This is a genomic window from Streptomyces sp. NPDC030840, from assembly GCF_055572015.1.
This window is the reverse complement of record NZ_JBVIEE010000005.1, coordinates 288,476-313,433: the sequence shown is the minus strand read 5'-3', so window position 1 is coordinate 313,433 and position 24,958 is coordinate 288,476. Positions and strand designations below refer to the sequence as shown.

Here is a 24,958-nt window from a genome sequence, read left to right as displayed (position 1 = left end):
ATACAGGAGAAGTCGATGGCTACCGCGCTGCCGGGTCACATCGACGACCGTGATGGTCTGCCGCCAAGGCTAGAAGACTTCAGCCCACTGCGTCCACACTTCCCTCAGGACCAGCCAGGCTTTCGGTCTGTGGTGGAGAAAGGTTACGAAGGGCCCCAGCCCTGTCAGGACTCGGGGCCGTCCCCGTCCCGGATGGGCGGGACGCAGACGGGTGCTTGATCGCCGCTGCCTGCCCCGACAACCCGGCCGAGCATCGCCCTGCGGCATCAGCGTTGAGGCTTCATGCATGGCAGCGCAGGCCGTTGCCGCTGCCCTGCCGGGAGCACGAGCGGTTACGCAGAGCCGACCGCTACCTGCCGCCGAGCGGCCGCCCAGGCAGAGAAGGATCCGCACCATACCCGGGCAAACGACTCCGACGAGCTGTCCATGGCCACCGAATGCGCAGGTCCGCCGCCGGACGAAGCCGTGGCAGCCCTTCCGGGGTGTGAAGACCGCGCCGCCGTGGGGGTGGGGTCCGCGACGGCACGGCAGGGGTCGGGCAGGTCAGGCCCAGGGGCTGACCACCGTGAAGGAGCTGTCGGCGCGGAACGTGTCGGTGTTCTGGTGGAGGTCCACGCGCAGCGCGTAGTTGTAGTGGCGCAGGTAGCGGCCGGGGTAGTTGTACGACTCCAGGCGGACGGAACCGGAGGCGGTGCCCGGGCGGGCGCAGTAGGTGGCGTCCTTGTTGAAGGTGTCGGTGCCGTTGCTGCTGTCGAAGCGGACCCGGAAGTCCCAGTGGCGCAGATAGCGGCCGGAGGAGTCGCGGAAGGAGTAGCAGTTGGCGTCGGCGAGGCCGGGCACGACGGTGAAAGTGGCGCTCTGCTTGACGGCGGTACTGCTGGAGGCATTCACCGGGTCGATGTAGCCGAGGCTGTCGGAGCGCACCACGGCGTACCGGCCGGGGAAGTTGACCGACTGCAGCGACCTGGTGGTGTTCGTGGGCAGGGTGACGCCGCCGGGAACCGTCTCCTTCAGCACGGTGGCGTGGCGTATGAAGCCGGTCAGCCCGGGCACCTCGGCGGGCGTGGACCAGGTGGCGAAGTTGTCGTAGCTGTCGCTGTACCAGTACTTCCCGGCGCGGTAGCCGTCGAAGTAGATACGCCAGCCCCCGTTGTCGAGCTGGACCAGGGCAGGGCCCTCGACCCAGCTGCCGAATCCGGCCCAGTCGCCCGTCTTCCGCATGGTGTAGGGGCCGGTGAGGCTGGAGGCGGTGGCGTACTCGATGTACTTCGTCGTCTCGTTCTTGGTGAACGCGTGGTACGTGGAGCCGATCTTGACGATGAAGGTGTCGATGTAGTTCGGGCCGATGCCGGACAGCTGGGTGGGCGCGGACCACGTGGTCAGCACGGAGTTGGTCGCCGTGATCTTGTAGGCGGTGAAGTGGGTGGCGGTGCTCGCCGCCGTCAGCGACATGATGATGTTGACACTGCCGTCGGTGTCGATGAACCACTCGGGCGCCCAGGTACGGGTCAGCCCGCTGATCGGGATCGTGTAGTTGTACAGGAACGTCCAGTTGACCCGGTCGGCGCTCCGGGCGAAACCGATCGTGCTCCCGGTCCAGTTGGTGGTGTAAGTGATGTAGTAGTAGCCGTCGGTGTGCTTGATGATGCTGGGGTCCCGGATCAGACCGGACGGCGGGGTGTAGGCGGGGCCCTTCTGCAGGGTGAATCCGGTGGCGTCCGGCGAGTCGTACACATACATGTTCGACTCACTGCTGTTGGTGAACGCGGTCATCGTGTACCGCGTGGTCTGCCCGGCCGGCGGGGCGGCGGCGGAGGCGGCGCCCTGAAGGGCGGGGACACCCAGCAGGAGCAGCAGCAGCAGCGGGCCCAGCAGGGCGAGCAGCGTTCTTACGGTTCTGTTCAACTCTTCCTCCAGGGGCGCGACCAGTCCGCTTGGCCGATCGCCGTGGCAGGGGACGTGATTGTTCGAGATCAGTAAGCGGTTCTGGTTGACCCGTCGGAGGCTGTGCGGACTGTCGATGCGGTGCGACCCGATCCCGGCGCGTTCGCCATACCGAACAAGGGCCGAAGCGTCGAGCGCGGAGAAGGGTCAAGATCTACTCCCGGGACAGGCCCTAGTTCCTCACGATGCGCCACCGGTTGTCGGCGGTGCCGTCGTCCGAGTCCTGGACGGCGAACGCACCGACAGCGGTGGAGTTGTCCGCGATGGCGAGCAACTTGCCGCTGTTCTCGTTGCGGATCTTGTAGGTCCCGTCTCCCTGGTCGAGCAGTATCCATCTGTGGTCGGCGGTGCCGTTGTCCGTCCACTGCAGGACGGTCGCGCCGTCTGCCGTGGACATGTCCAAGACACCGAGCACCTTGCCGCTGTGGGCGTTGCGGAAGCGGACCTTGTCTCTGTCGGGGATCATTTCCCAGTCGTGGTCGGCGGTGCCCGAGTCACGCCACTGCAGAGCGCGGCCACCGTTGGCCGTGGACATGTCCTGGATGCCCAGCACGAGACCGCTGCCCACGTTGGCGAGACGGACGGTGCCGCTGGTGTTCCAGTAGACGGTGTAGTTGTGGCCGTGCGCGTCGTGGAACGGGCCCAGGTTGACGGTGGAGCCGTTGGCGGTGGCGGTGAAGGCGAGCGAACTGCTGCTGGTCCGCCTGATCGAGGACGTGGTCAGCGTCGGGAGGGAGCTGAGCGCGGAGTCGCCGTAGTTGCCGGACAGGACCACCGGGCCGTAGGTGACCGCGGCGACGTTCGGGTTGTCGTTGGCCGCTCGCATGACGATCCGCATGGGCAGGCGGACGGTGACCGTGTCGCCGGAGGCCCAGGAGCGGGTCAGGGTGGCGTAGCTGCCTGGTGTGGTGGTGATGTTCTGCGTGACGCCGTTGACGCTGATGGTGGCCCCGGTGGTCCAGCTCGGGATGCGGATGCGCATCGCCCAGGTTCCGCTGACGTTGCCGGTGACCTGCAGACTCGTGGTGTCGCTGGTCGGGTAGGACGTGGTCTGGGTGACCGTGATGCCGCGCTCGGACCAGTTGAGCACCGAGGGCACGAACAGGTTCACGATCAGGGTGTTGTCACTGCGGAAGTAGATGGAGTCCATCAGCCTGGTGTGCATCTCCAGGCCCGTGCCCTGGCAGCACCAGAAGGTGCCGTAGTCGGTGCTCCAGGTGCCGCCGCCCCACGCCGGGCCCACACCGCGTCGGCCTCCCGGGTTGAGCGGGGTGAAATAGGTGACGTGGCCGTGGTCGTCGGCCGGGTTCTGCTGGCCGATCATCTGGTTCAGCCACGCCCGCTCGTAGTAGTCGAACAACGCGACCCGGTCCGGGTCCAGCGCGAACAGTTCCCGGGTGAGGGTGAGCATGTTGAAGGTGTTGCAGCTCTCGCACGTGTCCTTGTTCAGGTAGCCGGCCATGGCGTTCGGGGCGCGGAAGTGCTCCGCCTGGCTGTTGCCGCCGATGGCATAGGTGTGCGCGTTGACACACATGTTCCAGGCGTTGGTGGCGATGTCCCGGTAGCGGGTGGTGCCGGTGGCCTTGTACTCCCGGGCGGCCCCGATCCACTTGGGTACCTGGGTGTTGGCGTGCAGTCCGCTGAGCCGGTCCTGGTTGGACGCCAGGGGGTCGAACACCGCGGCGTGGTCGAACCGCCGGGCGACGGTGAGCCATCGCGCGTCGCCTGTCTGCTGGTAGAGATCGGTCAGTACGGCGTTCATGCCGCCGAACTCGGTTCCCAGCATGGTCTGCATCTGCTCACTGGTCAGCCGGCCGGTGCGCCAGTCGACCCATCCCGCCAGGGCGAGCAGCACGTCCCGGGCTTGTGTGCTGCCGATGTGACGCCACACGTCCAGCAGGCCGGCCAGGGTCTTGTGGATGGTGTAGTACGGCACGTTGCCGTTGCTGAGGGTCCGCTGCTCGAGAGCGGTGAAGTCGGACTCGGGGTAGCCGGAGAGGTACCCGGCGTTGAAACCGGCGGCGCTGTTGTTGGCCTGGCATTTGGCCAGCTCCGCCACCATGCGGGTGGCCTTGTCCCGGCAGGTGGTGTCCCCGGTCACGGCATACAGCTGTGCCCATGCCGTGAGGAAGTGCCCTTGCACGTGGGTACGGAAGGGGAACGTCGGCGCGTCCCAGCCGCCGTTGGCAGCGGCGCCGTTGGTGGACAGCCGGTGGTTGGCGCGGAAGTTGTACAGCAGCCGGTCGACGTCGACGAACCGCAGGTAGTTCTGCGTGCGGTTCTGGTTGTCCAGCCACCGGCTCGCGGTGAGCCGGACCTGGCCGAGCTCGAAGGGGTGCGCCAGGGCCCCGATGTCGGCCCTTGCGGGAGGGATGGCCGCGTGTGCGGGAGAACTGCCGATGAAGGATCCGGTGGCAGAGGCGGCGGCGGTGGCTCCGGCTGCTTGGAGCAGGCGCCGTCTGCTGACGAAGGAAGACATTGTGCACCTTTCGGTGACGAGAGAGCGATGGCTTGGTCGTGGGTGTGTTGGCTCACATGGCCGGCGGTCGGGTGCAGCCCTCACGGGCTTGTCTGCTGCCGATGTGGCGCCATACGTCCAGCAGGCCGACGAGGTCACAGCGGAGCCGCTGGTGGCGGCCACCGTCCTGGCCGCCATGCCGGCGAGAACCGATCCTCGTGAGACTCATCCGGCACTGCGGTTCGCTCTGTTCGATCGTCGGAACTCCGACTGAAGTCGGCGACTGAGGGCAAGGCGGCAGCGCTGCTCGGCCAGTAGGTCCGGGGCTCAGAGGGGGGTCTCGGATCCATCGGTCCGCTCCACCGATACCTGGGATGGATTAACGGATATGAACGTTGCTTCTGTCTAGTCTTGCGACGCAGGTTCCTTGCCCACGTCCTGATGTGTGTCCGATCAGCGCTCTGGCAGCCAAGCCGTTGCCCGGGGCCGGACCTGGCTACCTACCTGACAGCACTGGCCGCAGACGAGACACCCATAGGGTTCAGCGCGGTCACCAACACCCTTCTGGACGCCACCACAGAACGGGGCCAAGGGAGTTCGACCATCTCCCTGGCCCTGTCGAAACCCGCCTACCGGGTCCACCAGGGCAGCCGCCGCGTTCCCGACACGCTCGCATCGCCCGCCACGTGCTGACGGTCGGGGGCTCGACGGGGCGGGCGCCGTGGTCACCACCGCCGCACCGCCGCCGTCGTCACCACCGCCGCACCGCCGCCGTCGTCACCACCGCCGCCACGGCCATCGCCGTCACTGCTGAATGGCCGTCCCGTTCAGCGGCATCAGGAGACGGTGAACATCTGGTGGTCGGCGCCGTCGAACGGGCGTTGCTCCAGCTGGTCGCCCTGAGCAGGGCCCGCGGTGAGGTACAGACCGCTGTGGCGGTTGAGGAGCCGGATCCGGCCGTTGCCCGCGTCTTCCGCCAGCCATTCGTCGTTGGTGTTCGCGTTTGCTTCGTACGTGTACTGGAGGGCCTTCGCGCCCGCGTCGCGGGAGGCCGACCGGATGACGACGTCCTTGCCGCTCGCCTGGTTGACGATCCGCGTGTATCCGTCGCCGAGGGGCACGAAAGCGAAGCGCTGGTTGGTGCCGTTGGTGCTGATCCAGCGGATGATCGCGGCGTCGTTCGCGAGGCTTGCGCCCTTCACGTCGAGTACGTGGCTGCTGCCCGCGATGGTCACCGTGCGGTTCCCCGTCGGGATGACCGGGACCTTGGCCAGCTTGACCACATGGCCGCCGTTGGCGACCGCCGGGATGCTCAGTGTGTCACCGGCCTGGATGACCTTGCTGGTGCGGGTCAGGCCGTTGGAGCCGTCGGTGGTGATCTCCGCGTGCCAGGTACCGGAGCCGAGGAACGTGGTCGGGTAGCTGATGGTGGTGGCGCCACCGCGCCGGAAAGCCCCGACGAACCACCGGTCGCCGTCGCGGCGCGCGATGACCCCTCCGGTGAGCGGGTCGCCCGAGACGTACTGCGTCTCGTCCCACACGGTCGGCAGCATGCGCAGCCACCGCTGTGCCTCGGGCCGGGCCTGGTAGTCCGGGATGCGGCTGCCGGGCAGCATGATGCCGCTGTCCAGGAGTACGCCGAGGGCGAGTTCGGCGGCGTCGCTGTTCGGGTTGCCCTGCTGGAAGCTCATCGGCGAGTAGTCGGCCGGGCCCAGTACGCCGCGAGTGAACGGGAGCGCGGCCACGTGCCCGATGTCCCGGCCGTTGGGGTATTCCTCGCCGCGGACGGCCTCATTGGTCAGCACGTGCGGCCAGGTGCGGTGGACACCGACGGACAGGCGCGAGCCGTGCAGGTCGACCATCAGCTTGTAGCGGGCGGTGTCGGCCAGGGCCGCGTCGTACCACTGCTGACGAGCCTGGGTCTCGGAACCCATGAAGTCCATCTTGACGCCGACGACACCCCACCCGGTGATCTTGGTGAATTCGGCGTCCCGCTCGGCAGCGGTGTCCAGGTCCTGCCAGTGGTACCAGAGCATGATCCGCACGCCACGATCCCGGGCGTAGGTCACGAGCTCGGGAATGATCGCCTGGTTGGCCTTCCACCCGTCGTCCACGAGAAGGTAGGGCCAGCCCTGCGAAGAGGCGTAGTCGGCCCACTGCTTGAGCTTGGTCAGGTCGCGCTGGGTGGCGTACATGCCGTCCAGCCACGGCCACGCGGCGACACCCGGCTTGATCCACGAGGTGTCGGAGATCTTCGACGCGGGCGCGACGTCGTCGACCAGCGTGGACTCCACGACCGTCGCCGTGCTGCCGATGATGGCGGTACGCCACGCTGTGGTGAACGCGCCGGATCGCACGATCTGCGCGTCGGCCAGCGCGACGGTGAACCGGCCGGTGCCCTGGGTGTGGGTGAACCAGCCACCCGAATAGCCACCGTCCACACCGGACTCGGCGAGCAGCACCCGCGCGCCGTTGACCTGCTGGGCGAACATGCCCATGTCATACGAGCCCGTCGGGACATCGGCGACCGTAGAGGTCACATATCCCCGCTCGTGATCTGCACTGAACGCCTGCCGGGACAGCTGGGCGTCGGTCGGCAGTTCGAACGACGTCGCCTCTCTGAGTACCGTCGCACCCGACGGCAGCTCGTAGCGCAGCGCCATGCCATCCGCGGACGTGCGGACGTGCACGGTCATCTGCGCGGAGCCCTTCGCGAACACCAGTCTCGTCTCGGTCGCGGACCGCGTCCGGATGCGGGACTTCCCCGCTGCGACCTCGTAGTTGTACGAGACGGGCGTATCCGTGCGTCTGACGAAATCCAGTCCGGTGGTGAAGTCGGCCTGGCTGGTCACCAGCCCGATCGGAGCGGGTATGAGGGCTTGGCGGCAGTTCCAGGTCGCGCCGAGCGAGAGGGCGCCGTTCGCGTCCAGTGCCACGGTGGCGCGCACGCCGTCACAGCCGGTCTGTGCGACACCGGGCTGGACCGAGGTCCAGTTCCCCGGCGTGGCGGCGGATGCGGGTACGGGAGTGACCGAGCCTATGCCGGCGAGGGCCGCAACGACCGTACCAGCGACTCGAATCCCGCTTCGTTGGAAGAGTTTCATGCGGCCTTCCGGGTGGTTGCAGATGGTCCGCCGCGTATCGCTCGCGTCGGGAGTCGGGGGGAGATTGCCAATACATCCCATCACTGTCAAGTGATAAGCCCTCAGAGCCCGAAATTCCCAGCGGCCATGGCTTACGTCCTGACCTTTAATGGGATGTCTGGCGTTGGCTGGATGTAGTCGACTGCCGTGTGGAGCAAACCGTTCACAGGATGCGGCAAGCGAGCTCGACGCAACGCACGACCCGACTGACGGGCCAACTCGGTTACGAACATGAGGCAGAAGCACGGACGGGCCGGTTCGGATGTATTGACGCCCCCTGTTTCCCCTACTCAATGCCTGCTCGGTCTCACGAACATCGTTCGACATATCGATCAACTTGGCTGGTTGGACAGCGAGTTGGCTACAGAGTCGTCCGCGTCGCCGAACGCACCTCGACCGCGCCCACGTTTCTTGGTGTGACGGAGCGTGCCGCGGTCCGAAGAGGATGCGCCGCGATGTCCCGTTCTTGGTGGCCCCGGTCAGCCGTCGCGGTATCACCGCGGTCATCGCCCCGTACATCCGCGACTCCGAACTGCGCGGCAGGTGCGCGCACCGCTGCAGACCGGGCTGTCCACTCTCATGGGCATGCGGAGGGCATGGCGAGGCGGAGAAAGGGGATGCCGGCGCTCTCCCGGAGGCGTCGGCATCCCTGTCGGTGTCGGGTCAGTTCGTCACGCGGAAGGTGGCGTCGCCGCGTGCTGTCGTGGTGGTGATGGGGTCGAGGCGGAGTTGGTAGGCGTAGTGGCGGATGTAGCGGTCGGGGTGGTTGTAGGACTGGAAGGAGGACCAGGTGGAGTCGGCGAGGCCGGCGACCTGGCGGAACGTGGCGTCGGCGGCGAACTGGGTGGTGCCGTCGTTGCGGACCAACTGGAAGTCGTAGTTGGAGTGCCGCAGGAAGTAGCCGGGGTAGTTCACGGACTCGAAGGAGACGGTTCCCGAACCCGCCAGGCCGGGCCGCAGCCGGAACTGGGCGTCGGGGCCGGTGATGTTCTGGTCGATGCGCACGTCGAAGTTGGCGTGGCGCACGTAGCGGTCCTGGAAGTTGTACGACTGGAGCCGGTTGGCCGGGGTGCTGGGCCAGCGGGCGAGCACGCGGGACTCCTCGGCGGCCGTCAGGTTCAGGATCGAGCCGTGGCGCTTCTTGGTGATGCCCATGTTGTAGCTGCCCGACGCCGGAATCTTGTAGGTGCCGGGGACCGAGGGGTTGACCGTCGTGACCGGCAGGTACCCGCCGCGGGAGGCGTACTGGTCGAGGTACAGGGCCCACTCGTTGCGGTCCCGGAACTTCATCCACATCGGGCCCTCGACCTGAGCACCGGTCAGGCCGATGCCGGAGAGGTTGCCGAGGTTGGTCCACGTCCCGAGGATCGAGTTGCTGCCTTCGAGGGTGATCTGGCCGTCGCCGGAGGCCCGCACGTAGCGGTAGTTGCCGACGCCGGCCGGCATCTCGACGATCTGGGTGTCGATGAGTTCCTGGGTGCCGGGGCGGTCGATGTAGATCTGCGGGGTGGTGATGGTGCGGAAGTCGCTGGTGCGGGCGTAGAAGATACGGTGCTTCGTCTTGCCGTCGAGGGGCACGTTCGTCGCCCAGTACAGGACGTAGTCGTTGGTGGCCGGGTTCCAGATCGCCTCTGGCGCCCAGGCGTTGCGCCCGTCGGGGATCGCGCCGGCGACGTTCAGCAGCCACGGCTCCGACCAGGTGACCAGGTCCGTCGACTCCCACACCACGATGCTGCGGCTGCCGTTGTTGATGGAGCCGTCCACGGTCGACCCGCAGCCCCAGCACAGGTCGGTCGCGATGATCCAGTACTTGTCTCCACCCGGCGATCTCACCAGTGCGGGGTCACGCACCCCCTTCGTGCCGATGTTGGAGCGCAGGATCGACCCTCCGTCGTTGAGGTCGTTCCAGTGCAGGCCGTCCGTGCTGTGCGAGAGGTACATCTGCTGACCGGTCGACCCCTCCCCGGTGAAGTGCACCATCAGGTAGCCCGGGTCGGCGGCGGCCGCCCGGTCCGGCGTGATCAAGGCTTGGGACGTGAAGATCAGGCACGCGGCGAGCAATATCGCCGACAGCCGGGCGCGAAACGCGGACATGTGCATCTCCTGTCATTCTACGAAGGCCACCACCAGGCGGGGAGCGCCCAGAATCGGGATGGCGGGGCGGCTCGGTCTCGGACCTGGTGTTGGAGGGACAGGACCGGCTGTTGCACGACGCGGAAGGGGCCGACTGGATCCGGGTAACGGTGTACCTCCCGTGTGCGGTGCACTTCGCCGTGGTGACGGCGGGCCGGGCCACACGATGCCGGTGCGTCCGTGGTGACGACTTGTGAGGTGATGGCACGGTCGTCGGCCGAGCGGGGCGGTCGTGGTGCGGGGCCGGCCGGGCGGTTGTCGATTCGAGCGCGCGTGGGCGCGGTGCGGCGAGACGGTCTGTGGTTCCTTCGGCACCTGTGAGGCGGCTCTTCGCCTGTGCCGCTTCGGCGTCCTGTTCTCGTATGAATCCTGTTCTCTGTTGTCCATGCCCAGCGGCCTTCGGAGGACAGCGAAGTCAGCGGCGGTCGGCCGGATCTCCACCCCGGACCCTGACCGCTGTTGCGACTTGCGGTGTGCCTCCCAGTGCTCGGTCGGGGAAAGTCTCCGTAGCCGACTGCCTGCCCACCCAGGCAAGTTGTCCGATAAGTCGAACACTGTTCGTAAGCTCGGGCAGACGTTAGGTGTGGGAGGCGGGACGCGTCAATACCTCCGGCAGCAGTAGTAGATGGAACCTGAAGAGGCTGGTCACGGACGGCGAATGTGCCACGCACGGCGTTCCCGCCTGAGCAAGACTGGGCCGACCGCCCCGCCCGCGGTCTGCACAGGCAGCTTCGGCCCTTCTCCGAAACGGCGATCGACCCCGCCCACGCCGATGCCGATGCCGATGCCGGCTGCGGGTACCCCCGCGTTCATCGTGACGCCGACGGCTCGTCTGCGGACTTCCCGCGTGGCGGCGCACCCTTCGTTCAGGCCCCAGACATTCCATGTCTGAGGCCCGACGACAGGGATGTAGCGCTCATATGGTGCAAAAACTCGAGCCAAGAGGGTGCTTTCATCCCTGCACGCCCGTTGACATCAGGGCGTCACATGGTCGAACTTCATGCGTAACCTCCGGCGTTCCAGCACCGCAATGCCGGCGGCGCATGTCCCCCTGCCCCCTTCCCTCCGTTGTCCCCCACATCAGGGATGTCCTCATGTCGCGTTCTCTCAACAGACGCCAGCTCCTGTCCGCCGCCACAGGTATAGCGGCGGCAGCCATCGCCGGCGGTGGCCTCGGGGCCGGCGTCGCACAGGCGGCACCGAGCACCTACACGCCCGACTGGGACTCGGTCGACCAACACCCGCCGGCCCCGGAGTGGTTCCAGGACGCCAAGTTCGGCATCTACTTCCACTGGGGCGTCTTCAGCGTCCCCGCGTACGACAACGAGTGGTACCCGCGCAGCATGTACCAGGCGGGCAGCGCGGCCAACCAGCACCACATCGCGACCTACGGCCAGCCATCGGCCTGGCCATACCACAACTTCATCAACGGCGCCCAGGACCTGGCGGGCAACACCGTGAAGTTCGCGCCGAAGCTGAAGTCGGCCGGAGGGAAGTTCGACCCCGACGAGTGGGTACAGCTGTTCGTCGACGCCGGTGCCAGGTTCGCCGGCCCGGTCGCCGAGCACCACGACGGCTTCTCCATGTGGGACAGCCAGGTCAACGAGTGGAACTCGGTGAACAAGGGCCCAGGCCTCGACCTGCTGAAGCTGTTCTCCACGGCCATCCGCGCCAAGGGCCTCAAGCTGCTGGTGGCCATGCACCACGCGTACAACTTCACCGGCTTCTACCAGTACGCCCCCGCCCAGACGGACCCCAGCCTCAAGAAGCTCTACGGGCAGCTGGGTTCGGCCGCGGAGAACCAGCTCTGGTTCGACAAGCTCAAGGAGGTCATCGACCGAGTCCAGCCCGACATCCTGTGGCAGGACTTCGATCTGGACGCCGTCAACGAACAACAGCGCCTGAACTTCCTGGCGTACTACTACAACCAGGCCAACAGCTGGGGCCGTGAGGTCGTCACCACGTACAAGGACGGCATGAACGGCAAGGGCGAGGTCTTCGACTACGAGCGCGGCGGCCCGGCCGACCTCACCACCCCGTACTGGCTGACCGACGACAGCATCTCCAACAGCAGCTGGTGCTACACGCAGGGCATCGGCTACTACAGCATCAAGCAGATGCTGCACTCGTTCATCGACCGGGTGAGCAAGAACGGCAACGTGCTGCTGAACATCGCGCCGATGGCCGACGGCACCATCCCCCAGGCCCAGAAGGACATCCTGCTCGGCATCGGCGACTACCTGAAGCGCTTCGGCGAGTCGATCTACTCGACCCGCGCCTGGACGGTGTACGGCGAGGGCCCGACGAAGATGGGCGGCGGCGCCTTCACCAATCCGACGGCCGGCACGGCGCAGGACATCCGCTTCACCCGCAACAAGGCCAACAACGTCCTGTACGCCACCGTCCTGGGCTGGCCCGGCAGCTCGCTGACCATCAAGACGCTCAACTCGGACCGGATCAACCTCTCGTCACTGACCTCGGTGAAGCTCCTCGGCTCCACCGCCGGAACCCACATCGACCTGCCCACACCGGTCCAGGACTCCTCCGGGCTCACGGTCACCCTGCCGTCCACGGCGCCGTACAGCGCCAACGCCTACGTCCTGAAGCTCGCCTTCTCCGGCACGATCCCGGGCCTGCGGCCGCTCTCCGGCGCCGTGGTCTTCAAGGATGTCGACTACAGCGGCGCCGCCACCGTGCTCACCGTCGGCAACTACACCGCGGCCGACCTGACCGCGGCCGGAGTGGGGCCGGACGCCCTCTCCTCCCTCCGGCTGGCCCCCGGCTACCAGGTGGTCGGCTACTCCGCGGACGACTTCACCGGGACCTCCTGGACCTTCACCGCCGACAACTCCGACCTGCGGGTCACTGGCAACAACGACCAGATCAGCTCGCTGAGGGTCCAGTTCAAGCCGACGACATACTTCCGGATCACCAACGTCACCAACGGTCTCGCCCTGGACAGCGGCGGCAACGTGGCCTCCGGATCCAATCTCAAGCAGTGGACCTGGGACGGCCACAACAACCTGCAGTGGCTGGCAGAGCATGTCGGAGGCGGCTACTACAGGCTGGTCAACCGCACGAACGGCATGGTCGCCGACGGCTGGGGCGCCACCAACAACGGTGACGCCGCCAAACAGGCTCCCTGGAACGGCAGCACCAACCAGCAGTGGACGATCACCCACCGGGGCGGCAACAGCTACTCGATCGCCAACCGCACCACCGGTCTGGTCCTCGACGGCGGCGGCAACGTCGCATCGGGCTCCGTCACCAAGCAGTGGACCTACGGAAGCAGCACCAACCTGCTGTGGACCTTCACCGCGCTGTGACCCTCGCACCGCCATGAGCTGCGGCGGGCGCACTCGCGGGAACTGGGGACACCCAGTCGCCAGACGTCTCGTACCGGCCGAGCTTGGTCAGCAGCAGAAGTGGTTGCTGCCGGAGGCGACGACGCGGGCGACGCCTTCGCAGCCGTGTGCGTCGTACCTCAACCCGCGCGGCGCCCGCGGGGCATCGCGCTCCGGTTCTCACACGCCCTCCGACTGTCGCCCCTCCTCCCCTTCCCTCAACACCTCAGAGCCACCCGAAACCAGGAGTACACCCATGTCGTCAGATGGAAGACTGTCCCGTCGTACCCTGCTCGGCGCCGCGGGCGCCGCTGTGGCCGCGACCGCGCTGCCCGTGGTCCCCGCGTTGTCGCCTCTGCTGGCGGAGGCGGCCGCCGCGGACCCCCAGACCAATCTCAGCAACATGGTGAACATGCGGTTCGGCATGTTCAACCACTTCAGCCTGGGCACGTTCACCAACCAGGAGTGGGCTGAGCCGAACCAGGACCCCGCCCTGTTCGCGCCCACAGCCGTGGACTGTGCCCAGTGGGCCGCAGCCGCCGCGGCGGCGAAGATGAGCTACGGCATCCTGACGACCAAGCACCATGACGGCTTCGCCCTGTGGCCGAGCGCCTACGGCACCCAGAACGTCGCGAACAGCTCCTACAAGCAGGACGTGGTGAAGGCGTATTGCGACGCCTTCCGGGCGAAGGGGCTGAGGGTCGGGTTCTACTACTCGATCTGGGACCGCACTTTCGGCGTCGAGGCGTGGGAGAGCCGGCACAACGTGTCCGGGCTCGAGATCACCGATGCCATCCAGCCCAGCGACATGACCTTCATGCTCGGTCAGATCACCGAGTTGCTCACCAACTACGGCACCATCGACATGTTCATCACCGACGGTTACGCGTGGCAGATGGGCCAGCAGGCCGTCTCCTACCAGCGGATCCGTGAGCACGTGAAGTCGCTCCAGCCGGACATCGTCATGATCGACCACGGTGCGCTGTCGGTGCCGTTCCTCGGTGACGCCATCTACTTCGAGGAGCCGCTGGGCGTCTCGGCGCCGGCCGGGAACACCTACGCGGCCACACAGGGACAGACGATCAGCAATGGCTGGTTCTGGCATCCGGCCACGCCGACCGAGGGCCTGATGAGCAAGGACGCGATCCTGTCCCACCTGGCCGACCTGGAACCGAAGTACACCTCGTTCATCCTCAACTGCCCGCCCAACCGCAACGGCAGGCTGGACACCAACATCGTCAACCGACTCGCCGAGGTCGGGGCGGCCTGGAGCCCCAACACCTCCAGGCCACCACTGCCGACGCAGATGCTGCGCGCCGAGCACCCCGTGACGCCCGTCAGCGCCTACGCGACCGGATTCCGCGACCGCGAGGGACCGCTCAACGCCATCGACGGGCTGAGCGACAGGGGCTACGAGACCTGCTGGTCGACGTGGGGACTGCCCTCGGCCCTGCCTCACTCGATCACGATCGATCTGGGCGGGGTGTGGAGCAACGTCTCCACCCTGGAATACCTGCCCAAGCAGTGGAACCGCTCCAACACCACCGACGGCGACATCACCTCCTACACCATCTCCACCAGCACCGACGGCACGAACTTCACCCAGGTCGCCACCGGCACCTGGGCCGGTGACCGCGCCACCAAGGTGGCCGAATGGCCCGCCCGGAACGTGGGCTTCGTACGGATCCGGGCCAACGCGGCCACCGGCGGCTACGCCAACATGGGCGGCGTCAGGATCGGCGGCCGGACGGCCAAGCCGGCACTGGTGTCCACCACGCTGCCCGGCGACGGCACCGTCTACCGGCTGGTCGCCCGGCACAGCGGCAAGGTCGCCGACGTGGAGGGTGGGGGCACCGCGAACAACACCAACGTGCTGCAGTGGCCCTGGCTCAACCGGACGAACCAGAAGTGGACCTTCGCCAACACCGGCGACGGCTACTACGAGATAAAGGGTGTGGGCAGCGGCAAGCTCATGGAGGTCGCGGGTCTCTCCCGCGCCGACGGCGGCAACGTCGGCATCTGGTCGGACGCCAACGCCCCCCAGCAGCACTGGGCCGTCACGCCCACCGGTGACGGCTACCACTTCCTCATCAACCGCTACAGCGGGCTCTGCCTCGCCGTCGACGAGGGCAGCACCGCCGACGGAGCCAACATCGAGCAGCAGCCGTACGCGTCACTGACGCGGCAGCAGTGGCAGATCATCGCCGTCTGACGATCCCGACGACGGGCGACGCCTTCACCGACGCCCGTCGGTTGGCAGGTGACCGGCGGAACAGTGCGCCACATCGGCGCACAGCCTGCGGGATGCGACCCGGCGCCTCACCCGGCTGACCGGCCGGGCGCAGACGGTGGGCCTCATCCTGACCGGGTGCACGCGTAGCGCCGTCGAGGCCGGGCGGGCGAGACCTGCCTCCGCGAAGGCGTGTTCTTCGAACGCCACGTCCCCCACGGCCTGTTCGCCAGCCGTGACCAGTCCTAAGGCGTGCGAGCTCTGCTGGAAAAGCCTGTCCGTCCTTCACTCCGGGAGAGACGTCGACGGAGTGGAGCCAGGATCATCCTGGCTCCACCCGTGGTGCGGGCATGTCACTGGAACTGTGCGAAGAACCTCCAGATCTCTGCTTTGGTCCAGGTGGCGACGCCGCTTTCGTTGGGGGAGCCGTCGACCGGACCGGGTATGTGGCCTCCGTCGAACGCGGCCCACTGGACCGGGTATCCGGCACGGCAGCCCGAGTAGGTGGTGGTGATGTGCGTTCGGCTGCCCGGCGCGGGCTCGCGCGGGCTCTGGGCGGCGCAGCCGTTGTTGCGGACGAACCTGTCGCGCAGGGACCGTCCTTGCGCGATGTTGAGGACGGAGTCGCTGATGCCGTGGATTCCGAAGTAGGCGATGGGCTGGCTGCCGCCACTGCACCCGCTGATCTCAGCGCCGGAGATGACCGCGACGGCCCTGAAGACGTTCGCCCGGCTGCATGCGAGTGCGTAGCTCATACCGCCGCCCCAGCTGAATCCCGTGGCGAAACGCTGTGCCGGGTTGACACAGAGGCCGCCCTCGATGCGCCGGATCATGTCGTCGACGAAGGTGACGTCCTCACCGCCGGAGTTGGCCCAGCCGTTGCCGAGGCCCTGGGGGGCGACGAGGATCGCGCTGTTGTTCGACTGTTCCTGCTGGCCGTAGTAGGACCAGGCGTTCCCGCTCGTGCCGCCCGAAGCGACGTCGCCGGCGGTTCCGCCCCGCCAGTGGAACGCGAAGATCAGCCGGTAGGGACGGCTGTTGTCGTAGTTGGCGGGAACCCTGAGGATGAAGCTGCGGCTCTTGCCGCCGCTCTGAATCGTGTGCGTACCGCTCGCCAGAGTCGGAGCGCTGCCGCATCCACCGCCACCGCCACCTGACGACAGCTTGACCAACTGCCACTGCTGGTTGGTGCCGCCCCAGTCGGCGTACTGGACGACGTTGCCGCCGTCGGCGGTGGAGGAGCCCTGCACCTCCACGGCCTTGCCGCTGTTGCGGTTGATCAGCCGGACGTGGCCCGCTTCGGAGTCGGCCAGGCGGAACTGCTGGTTGGCCCCGTTGTGGTCGGCCCACTGCTGGATCGCGGCACCGTCGGCGGTCGAGGCGCCGGCCACGTCGAGGACCTTGTCCGAGTGCCGGGCCTTGAGACGGTAGAAGCCGCCGCCGGAATCCACGAACTGCCACTGCTGGTTGGCTCCGTCGTGGCGCGTCCACTGACTGACCCGCGCGCCGTCGGCGGTTGAGGTGCCCGAGACGTCCAGCGCCTTGCCGCTGTTGCGATTGACCAGGACGTACCAGGCATTGGTGTCCACCGTCGCCGCTTCGGCGGGCGCCGGATTCACCGCGGCGATCATGCCGATCGCGAGGGTCGCCGCCACCACGGCGGCGACCCGGGACCACCAGCGATGTAATCGCGGAGGGGCGGGAGAAACCGCACCGCAGGTCTTCATCGATTCACCCTTTCGTTGGTGACTGGCCCCATCAGGTGCGGGTCCAGCGTTGGTTGCTCCCGTTCGAGCATGAGTAGAGCTGGATCAGGGTGCCGTTGGCGGTGCCGCCTGAGACGGCGTCGAGGCAGAGGCCGGACTGGACGCCGACGATGGATCCGTCGGAGTTGAGGCGCCATTTCTGGTTGTCGCCGCCCCAGCAGCTGTAGATCTGGACTTTGGTGCCGTTGCCGGTGCCGGCGGCGTCCAGGCACTTGTTGCCGTAGACCCTGAGCTCGCCGGCGGCGGTGTACGTCCACTGCTGGTTGGTACCGTTGTGGCAGTCCCACAGGTGGAGCTGGGTGCCGTCGGTGGTACTGGTGCCGGGCACGTCCAGGCAGCGGCCCGACCCGACGCCCTTGATCGTTCCGGAATCCGAAGGGGGCGTGGAAGTGCCGCCGTTGAGTGCGTCGAGGACGGCGGTGTAGGCGGGCTTCTTGCTCCCGTTGCCGTTGAACAGCAGCGGTGTGTGCTCCGGTCGCCAGGAGTCGCTGTCGCGCACACCCCAGACGGTGATGCCGAGGCAGCGCGGGACGGCCAGGCAGTCGTTGGTCACGGCGGCGTAGGTCGAGGCCGCGGCGCCCTGGATGTCGAGTTCGGTGATGGCCACGTCGACGCCGAGGGCGGCGAAGTTCTGCAGGGTGGTGCGGAAGTTGCTGTGGTAGGGGCTGCCGCTGTTGAAGTGCGACTGGAAGCCGACGCAGTCGATCGGCACGCCGCGCTGCTTGAAGTCCCGGACCATGGCGTACATGGCCTGGGTTTTGGCCCAGGTCCAGTTCTCGACGTTGTAGTCGTTGTAGCAGAGCTTGGCGGCCGGGTCGGCGGCGCGCGCGGTGCGGAAGGCGACCTCGATCCAGTCGTTGCCGGTGCGTTGCAGGTTGGAGTCGCGCCGGGCTCCCGAACTGCCGTCGGCGAACGCCTCGTTCACGACGTCCCACTGGGCGATCTTGCCCTTGTAGTGACGCATCACGCCGTTGATGTGGTCGATCATCGCCTGGCGCAGGGAGCTGCCGCTGAGGCTCTGCATCCAACCGGGCTGCTGGGAGTGCCAGGCCAGGGTGTGACCACGCACCTGCTTGCCGTTCTGCACCGCCCAGTTGTAGACGCGGTCACCGGCGGTGAAGTTGAACTGGCCCCGCTGCGGTTCGGTGGCGTCGATCTTCATCTCGTTCTCGGCCGTCACCGAGTTGAACTCACGGCCCGCGATCGCCGTGTACGCCGAGTCGCCCAGCCTGCCCGAGGCGATGGCGGTGCCGAAGTAGCGGCCGCTCTGCGCCGCGGCGGCGCCGAGCGTGCTCTCGGCGGCGTGTGCGGTCGGCGGCGCGACCAGTGCGGCGACCGCACCGAGGACGCCGACGACCAGCGCCACCAGCAGGCCGCGGATCTTCCGGCGGACAACGGGTCTGGGAAGGGCATACGAGCCCATGACGGTGCCTCCAAGGTAGAAATCACGGAAGGACTGAAGCGCAGGGGGATGCGTCGTCCGCTCCCACTCGGCAGACGAACGGGGCGGGCCGGAACCCGGGCAGCACGGAATCACCGGACACCGGGGTCATGGGACCGGGACGATCTCCACCGGCGCGGACGGCATCCGGTCGGTCGTCGGGTGACGTACGGCGGGCGGTGGCGGTGTTTCGACACAGGCATGGGGGCACTCCATCGCGGCTCAGCCGGGGGACCGTCACGCGGCGTCGCGTGCCCCTCCAACTGCGCGAAGAGCCAGGATGCGCTGGTGCGAACCTCACCGGAACGTGACGGGGTGGCGCAGGTGCTTCGGTGCGCGGATCTGCGGTGCGGCACAGTTTGCTCAGGGCCGCCCTAGTTCAATATCGAACTACGACCGGCCGCCCAGTCAGCGAGATTGAGGGATTGACAGTGAATCGTCAATACTCAGCGCAGGGAAAGTTTCCACTCCCCGTCCGAAACATTCGAATCCTCGTACGGACTGGCCAGCCGTATCGCGAACTTCGGGTACTTCGGGTCGGCACGACAGCCTGCCATGCCCAAAAGGGAGAGCTGTTTGTGGACAGATCGGCGACAGACCTTGACCGGAGGGCCCCACATTCCTAGCTTGTGGCGTCAAAGGTTCGGGGAGCTCTTCGAAAGTTTCGAAACAATGCCTGGCGCCCGGACGGCCGCTCCGCGGTTCACCGGCGCCACCTCACCCCGCCCCCCAAGGAGGCCCTCTGATGCGGTTTCGCCACCCGTCCCCGGTCCGCCCAAGACGCTTACTCGCCGTCCTCGCGCCCTTGCTGCTCGTGGCCACCTTCCTCGGTGCCCAGCCCGCCGGCGCGGCGACCGTGGACCCCAACGCCTCGTATGTGCTGGTCAACCGCAACAGCGGCAAGGCCCTGGATGTCTACAACATGGCGACCAACGACGGCGCCCGCATCACCCAGTGGACCAGGAACGATCAGAACCAGCAGCAGTGGCAGTTCGTCGATTCCGGGGGCGGCTACTACCGCATCAAGTCCCGCCACTCGGGCAAGGTGCTGGACGTCCACAACCGGTCCACCGCGAACGGCGGCTCGATCGTCCAGTGGGCCGACCTGAACGGCACCAACCAGCAGTGGCGGCTGGCCGACAGCTCGGACGGCTACGTGAGGCTCATCTCGCGCCACAGCAACAAGGCCCTCGAAGTACAGGGCGGCGCCACCGCCGACAACGCCAACATCGTCCAGTACGACGACTGGGGCGGCACCAACCAGCAGTGGCAGCTCGTCAAGGTCGGCGCCGACAACCCGGGCCCGTGCGATCTTCCGTCGACATACCGCTGGACATCGACGGGCGCGCTGGCGCAGCCCAAGCCGGGGTGGGTCTCGCTCAAGGACTTCACCGTCGTCCCCTACAACGGCAGGCAACTCGTCTATGCGACGACGCACGACACGGGGACGCGCTGGGGCTCGATGAACTTCTCCCCGTTCACCAACTGGTCGGATATGGCCTCGGCCGGTCAGAACACGATGTCGAACTCCACCGTCGCGCCCACGCTCTTCTACTTCGCGCCGAAGAACATCTGGGTGCTCGCCTACCAGTGGGGCAGGACGGCCTTCTCCTACCGGACGTCGAGCGACCCCACCAACCCGAATGGCTGGTCGTCGGAGCAGGTGCTCTTCTCCGGAAGCATCTCCGGCTCCGGAACAGGACCCATCGACCAGACGCTCATCGCCGACGGAACGAACATGTACCTGTTCTTCGCCGGCGACAACGGCAAGATCTACCGGGCCAGCATGCCGATCGGGAACTTCCCGGGCAGCTTCGGCACCAACTCCACAGTGATCATGAGCGACACGACGAACAACCTGTTCGAAGCCCCGCAGGTCTACAAGCTGCAGGGCCAGAACCGCTACCTCATGATCGTCGAGGCAATCGGCTCGCAGGGCCGCTACTTCCGCTCGTTCACGGCCACCAGTCTGAACGGCTCATGGACACCTCAGGCCGCGACCGAGAGCAATCCTTTCGCCGGCAAGGCCAACAGCGGCGCCACCTGGACCAACGACATCAGCCATGGCGAACTGATCCGCACCAGCCCCGATCAGACCATGACCGTCGATCCCTGCAATCTGCAGTTGCTCTACCAGGGGCGCAGTCCCAACTCCGGCGGCGACTACGGCCTCCTGCCCTACCGTCCGGGTCTGCTGACACAGCAGCGCTGACGGTGCGGCACGGGTCCGGCCCCCGTAATGGAGCCGGCGTGGCGGGCTCGGCGGAAGGCCGAGCCCGCCCGGGTCACGCGACACGCCAACGGTCCAGGCGCACCGGGTCGCCTGGTGCACGGCGGCGGACGAGCAAGGCTTCGTCCCGCAGCGGGTACGGCGCGTCGTCGCGGTGAACACCTACGACTTCCGCGGCGGAATCGCCCGGTCCTCTCTCCTCGCCCGTGTGGTGGTCACCGGCGTGCTCGCGCCGGGAGTGGGCCCGGTGATCGCCGGGGTGGAGCCCAGGGCCGCCCTCAGCAAGATCCTGCAGGGCGGCCTCAGCGACGAGAGCGCGCTGCGGGAGGACTACGTGGACGAACTCCTCCAGGTGGGCCGCCGCCCCGGCTACCCGACCGTCGCCCGAGCCGTGTACCAGGCCATGCACAGCCTCATCGCGGCCCGCGCGCTACCCAGAGGTCAAGGCCCCCGTCCACTTCGTCTACGGGGAGAAGGACTGGTCCCGGCCCTCGGACCGGCAAGCCAACAAGACGCTGCTGCCCGCCGCCGACTTCACGCAGGTGCCGGAGGCCGGTCACTTCATCGCACTGGAACGGCCCGACGTGCTGGCCAACCTGCTGAACGCGGTGGCCTGACCGGCTCGAGTTCGATGTTCCGGCTCAGATGCGCGACGGCACCGTGCTGCGCGCCGATGTCTACCGGCCCGGGGGTACTGGGCCGTGGCCGGTGCTGCTGAGCCGGCTGCCGTACGGCAGGCAGACGCCCTGGCGCTCACGATCCTCGATCCCCTGGCGGCGGCCAGGCGCGGCTTCATGGTGGTCGTCCAGGACACCCGTGGCCGGTTCGCCTCCGGGGGACAGTGGGAGCCGTGCACGTACGAGGAGGGCGACGTACGACACCGTGGGCTGCCGCCCTTCCCGGCACGAACGGTTCCGTCGGCATGACCGGCGTCAGCTACTGCGCGCCGGAACCACCAGCCACCTCGCCCGCCTCGCCCACGTCCAACTCACCACGGTCGGGCAGGCCCCCCTCGCTGGCGCGCCGGGCCGTCGCCCGGCTGGAGGCGGGGCGACGGACGACGAACGAGAAGTCGTCGTCACACCACACCTCGTCATACGAAGCACCAGGGCACCTTGCCGCTCCTGACACGCGCTGCCCCAGTCCCGGCTCGTTCTGGTCGAGGTTCCACCGCGACCCCAAGGACCGCCCGCGGCTGTCCGCCGAGGGACTGGCCTCCATCCAGGCGGACGTGCGAGCCAAGGAGGCAGGTAGGCGGACGAACGGCCAGTGATCGGTGAGCTGCATGACGGCGCCGTGAGCCGCAAGCCAAGAATGCACACTGCTGTCCCGCGCGAACAGGGTGCTGCGGCGACAGGCTCGGGTACGGAGAGCCACGACATCGAGCTCGCTCCACCCGCGCGCGTGACAGGGGCCGGGCCGGACGCGCCGAGAGCCGAAACGTGCCCGGCCCGGCGGTGAGAAATCCCGGCCCCGGTGGTCGGTGACGGCAGGGGCGACCTGCCGTCACCGGTCGGGGAAGGCCCACGCAGGTCCGACGGCCGCCCGTGCCCGCGTCGTACAGCCGACCATGCCCTCCCGGTCCCGGCTCCCGGCTCCCGGCTCCCGACCGGTTCAGAAACCGGCAGTTCGCCCGCCCTGTGACCGCGCACGGTGGCCCGGCATGATCCGCCCTAGGACAGCGTGATGCCGAGTCGCTCCGCGAGTTCGTGGGTGCTGATGCCGTACGTCTCCCGGACCCGTACGCCCTCGGGCCCGACGGCGAAGACTCCGCAGTCGGTGTAGACGCGGCTGACGCAGCCGACGCCGGTGAGCGGGTAGGTGCACTGCGGCACGAGCTTCGGCTCACCGGAGCGGGTGAAGAGCGTCATCATCACGTAGACGTCCTTCGCTCCGATGGCAAGGTCCATGGCGCCGCCGACAGCGGGGATGTCGTCGGGCCTGCCGGTGTGCCAGTTGGCGAGGGAGCCGTCGAAGGCGACCTGGTAGGCCCCGAGGACGCAGACGTCGAGGTGCCCGCCGCGCATCATCGCGAAGGAGTCGGCGTGGTGGAAGTACGCGGCCCCCGGCAGCTCGGTCACCGGGACCTTGCCGGCGTTCGTCAGGTCGGGGTCGACGGCGTCGCCCTCGGCCTTCGGACCCATGTTGAGCATGCCGTTCTCGGTGTGCAGTACCACTCCGGAGTCGGCCGGCAGGTGGTCGGCGATCTTGGTGGGCTGGCCGATACCGAGGTTGACGAAGGCTCCGGCCGGGATGTCGCGGGCGATGACGGAGGCCAGCTCGTCCATCGACAGCTGGTGGTCGGCGCTCATCGGCGCCCCGGCGTACGCACGGCCGCTGGACGTGGTGGTCATCGTGCCCCCTGCACGGTGTAGTGACGGGCCTCCACCTGGACGACCCGGTCGACGTAGATGGACGGGGTGACGATCGCCTCCGGATCGAGCGTGCCGGGCTCGACGACCTCGTCGACCTGGACGATGGTCGTCGTCGCGGCCGTGGCCATGACCGGTCCGAAGTTGCGGGCGGTCTTGCGATAGACGAGGTTGCCCAGCGTGTCCGCGACGTGCGCGCCGATCAGCGCGTAGTCGCCCTTGATGGGGTACTCCAGCAGGTACGTGCGGCCGTCGATCTCCCGCACTTCCTTGCCCTCGGCCAGCGGTGTGCCGACCGCGGTCGGGCAGTAGAACGCGCCGATGCCGGCACCGGCGGCGCGCATCCGCTCGGCGAGGTTGCCCTGTGGCACCACCTCGAGTTCGATCTTCCCCTCGCGGTAGAGCCCGTCGAAGACCCACGAGTCGACCTGGCGCGGAAAGGAACAGAGCACCTTGCGCACCCGGCCGGCACCCAGCAGCGCGGCCAGCCCGACGTCGCCGTTGCCGGCGTTGTTGGACACGATGGTGAGGTCCTTCGCGCCCTGCCGGATGAGCGCCTCGATCAGATCGAACGGCATCCCGGCCAGGCCGAAACCGCCGACGAGCACGGTCGACCCGTCCTCGATCCCGGCGACCGCTGCATCGGCGCTCTCGACGATCTCCGCCCTGCTCATCGGACCGGCTCCGTCACATCGCAGTTCTCCAGTACGACGGCCAGCCCCTGACCGACCCCGATACAGATCGCTGCGACGCCGTAGCGCTGCTTCGTCTCGCGCAGCACCTTGGCCAGCGTGGCGAGGATGCGACCGCCCGAGGCACCCAGCGGGTGTCCGATCGCGATGGCGCCGCCCTTCTGGTTGACGATGGCGGGGTCGATCTTCCACGCGTCGAGGCAGGCGAGCGACTGTACGGCGAAGGCCTCGTTGAGCTCGACCGCGCCCACCTGGTCCCAGCCGATCCCGGCCCGCGACAGCGCACGGTTGGCCGCCTCCACCGGGGCGTAGCCGAAGGCCTGCGGCTCCAGCGCCATCACGCCGCGGCCGGCGACACGGGCGATCGGGTCGGCCCCGATCGTGGCCGCGGCCTTCTCGCTGCCCAGCAGTACCGCGGAGGCACCGTCGTTGAGCGGGCTGGCGTTGCCCGCGGTGATGGTGCCGCCCTGCTCCGGTGTCCGGAAAACCGGCTTGAGCCCCGCCAGCACCTCTGGTGTGGATCCGGCCCGGATGCCCTCGTCGCGGGTCAGGTCGACGCCTTCGACCGCCACCACCAGGTCGTCGTAGAAGCCCGACTCCCATGCCCTTTGGGCGTGTTGGTGGGAGCGTGCGGCGAACTCGTCCTGCCGCTCGCGGGAGATCCCGAAGCGCTCCCGGAGCTGCTCGTTGGCCTCGCCGAGGCTGACCGTCCACTCCTTCGGCATCCGCTGGTTGACCAGCCGCCAGCCGAGCGTGGTCGAGACCGCGGTGACGTCGCCGGCGGGGAACGGTTTCGCCGACTTGGGCAGCACCCACGGCGCACGCGTCATCGACTCCACCCCGCCGGTCAACACCACGTCGGCATCGCCGGACTCGATCGCCCGGCTGGCGATCATCGCCGCGTCGAGGCTCGAGCCGCAGAGCCGGTTGACCGTGGTGCCGGGCACGCTCACCGGAAGCCCGGCGAGCAGCGCCGCCATGCGGCCGACGTTGCGGTTCTCCTCGCCGGCGCCGTTGGCGTTGCCCCACACCACGTCGTCGATCGCGGCATGGTCGAGGCCGGGCACCCTGGCAAGCGTCGAGGTGATCGCGGCGGCGGCGAGGTCGTCAGGACGGACCCCGGCCAGCGCGCCGTTGAAGCGGCCGAAGGGTGTCCGCGTCGCGGCGTACAGGAAAGCACTCATGGCAACGACGCTAGCCCCGGC

The 24,958-nt window shown here is 67.8% G+C and carries 12 protein-coding genes and 2 pseudogenes; 5 read left to right on the top strand and 9 right to left on the bottom strand.

Annotated elements, in window-relative coordinates:
* Positions 1-543: 543 nt before the first annotated feature.
* From ACZ49J_RS14290 to ACZ49J_RS14275, 4 genes are all read right to left on the bottom strand, one after another.
* Complete coding sequence (locus ACZ49J_RS14290; RefSeq protein ID WP_467447979.1) at positions 544-1,905, bottom strand: glycoside hydrolase family 43 protein; 1,362 nt, start codon at positions 1,903-1,905, stop codon at positions 544-546.
* A 211-nt stretch (positions 1,906-2,116) separates the two neighbouring features.
* Positions 2,117-4,423, bottom strand: a complete 2,307-nt coding sequence (locus tag ACZ49J_RS14285) for a beta-L-arabinofuranosidase domain-containing protein (RefSeq protein WP_467447978.1) — start codon at positions 4,421-4,423, stop codon at positions 2,117-2,119.
* Positions 4,424-5,238: 815 nt separating this feature from the next.
* The gene (locus tag ACZ49J_RS14280) at positions 5,239-7,350 is read right to left on the bottom strand and encodes a glycoside hydrolase family 97 catalytic domain-containing protein (protein WP_467447977.1); all 2,112 of its coding nucleotides are present in this window, start codon (positions 7,348-7,350) and stop codon (positions 5,239-5,241) included.
* 858 nt (positions 7,351-8,208) lie between these two features.
* Positions 8,209-9,639, bottom strand: a complete 1,431-nt coding sequence (locus ACZ49J_RS14275) for a glycoside hydrolase family 43 protein (protein ID WP_467447975.1) — start codon at positions 9,637-9,639, stop codon at positions 8,209-8,211.
* 1,133 nt (positions 9,640-10,772) lie between these two features.
* Here ACZ49J_RS14275 and ACZ49J_RS14270 point away from each other — a divergent pair.
* Entirely contained in the window at positions 10,773-13,004 is a 2,232-nt protein-coding gene (locus ACZ49J_RS14270) for an alpha-L-fucosidase (protein WP_467447973.1), read from the top strand.
* Positions 13,005-13,278: 274 nt separating this feature from the next.
* Entirely contained in the window at positions 13,279-15,234 is a 1,956-nt protein-coding gene (locus tag ACZ49J_RS14265; protein ID WP_467447970.1) for an RICIN domain-containing protein, read from the top strand.
* A gap of 371 nt (positions 15,235-15,605) precedes the next feature.
* Here the strand turns inward: ACZ49J_RS14265 and ACZ49J_RS14260 are convergent, their stop codons facing one another.
* Together ACZ49J_RS14260 and ACZ49J_RS14255 are read right to left on the bottom strand one after the other, a co-directional pair.
* Positions 15,606-16,910 carry an RICIN domain-containing protein gene (locus ACZ49J_RS14260; RefSeq protein WP_467447969.1) on the bottom strand — a complete coding sequence of 435 codons (1,305 nt, stop codon included), beginning with the start codon at positions 16,908-16,910 and terminating at the stop codon, positions 15,606-15,608.
* A gap of 100 nt (positions 16,911-17,010) precedes the next feature.
* On the bottom strand, positions 17,011-18,441 hold the full coding sequence (locus ACZ49J_RS14255; protein ID WP_467447968.1) for an endo-1,4-beta-xylanase: 1,431 nt from the start codon (positions 18,439-18,441) through the stop codon (positions 17,011-17,013).
* Between the two features lie 763 nt (positions 18,442-19,204).
* Between ACZ49J_RS14255 and ACZ49J_RS14250 the strand changes: the two genes are divergently transcribed.
* From ACZ49J_RS14250 to ACZ49J_RS14240, 3 genes and pseudogenes are all read left to right on the top strand, one after another.
* Positions 19,205-20,671 carry a non-reducing end alpha-L-arabinofuranosidase family hydrolase gene (locus tag ACZ49J_RS14250; RefSeq protein WP_467447967.1) on the top strand — a complete coding sequence of 489 codons (1,467 nt, stop codon included), beginning with the start codon at positions 19,205-19,207 and terminating at the stop codon, positions 20,669-20,671.
* 425 nt (positions 20,672-21,096) lie between these two features.
* A pseudogene (locus ACZ49J_RS14245) lies at positions 21,097-21,306 on the top strand (alpha/beta fold hydrolase); the annotation flags it as partial.
* A gap of 28 nt (positions 21,307-21,334) precedes the next feature.
* Positions 21,335-21,615: pseudogene (locus tag ACZ49J_RS14240) on the top strand (CocE/NonD family hydrolase).
* A gap of 747 nt (positions 21,616-22,362) precedes the next feature.
* On the opposite strand, the gene ACZ49J_RS14235 reads toward ACZ49J_RS14240, so the two are convergent.
* Genes ACZ49J_RS14235 through ACZ49J_RS14225 form a run of 3 tightly spaced genes read right to left on the bottom strand, consistent with a single transcriptional unit; the run spans position 22,363 to position 24,937 of the window.
* The gene (locus tag ACZ49J_RS14235; RefSeq protein ID WP_467447966.1) at positions 22,363-23,043 is read right to left on the bottom strand and encodes a 3-oxoacid CoA-transferase subunit B; all 681 of its coding nucleotides are present in this window, start codon (positions 23,041-23,043) and stop codon (positions 22,363-22,365) included.
* Positions 23,040-23,735, bottom strand: coding sequence for a 3-oxoacid CoA-transferase subunit A (locus tag ACZ49J_RS14230; RefSeq protein WP_467447964.1), 696 nt, complete (start codon positions 23,733-23,735; stop codon positions 23,040-23,042). Before ACZ49J_RS14230 ends, ACZ49J_RS14235 begins: the two co-directional genes overlap by 4 nt.
* Positions 23,732-24,937: a thiolase family protein gene (locus ACZ49J_RS14225; protein WP_467447963.1), complete on the bottom strand. Its 1,206-nt coding sequence runs from the start codon at positions 24,935-24,937 to the stop codon at positions 23,732-23,734. The genes ACZ49J_RS14230 and ACZ49J_RS14225 overlap by 4 nt, the downstream gene beginning before the upstream one ends.
* Between the last annotated feature and the right edge of the window lie 21 nt (positions 24,938-24,958).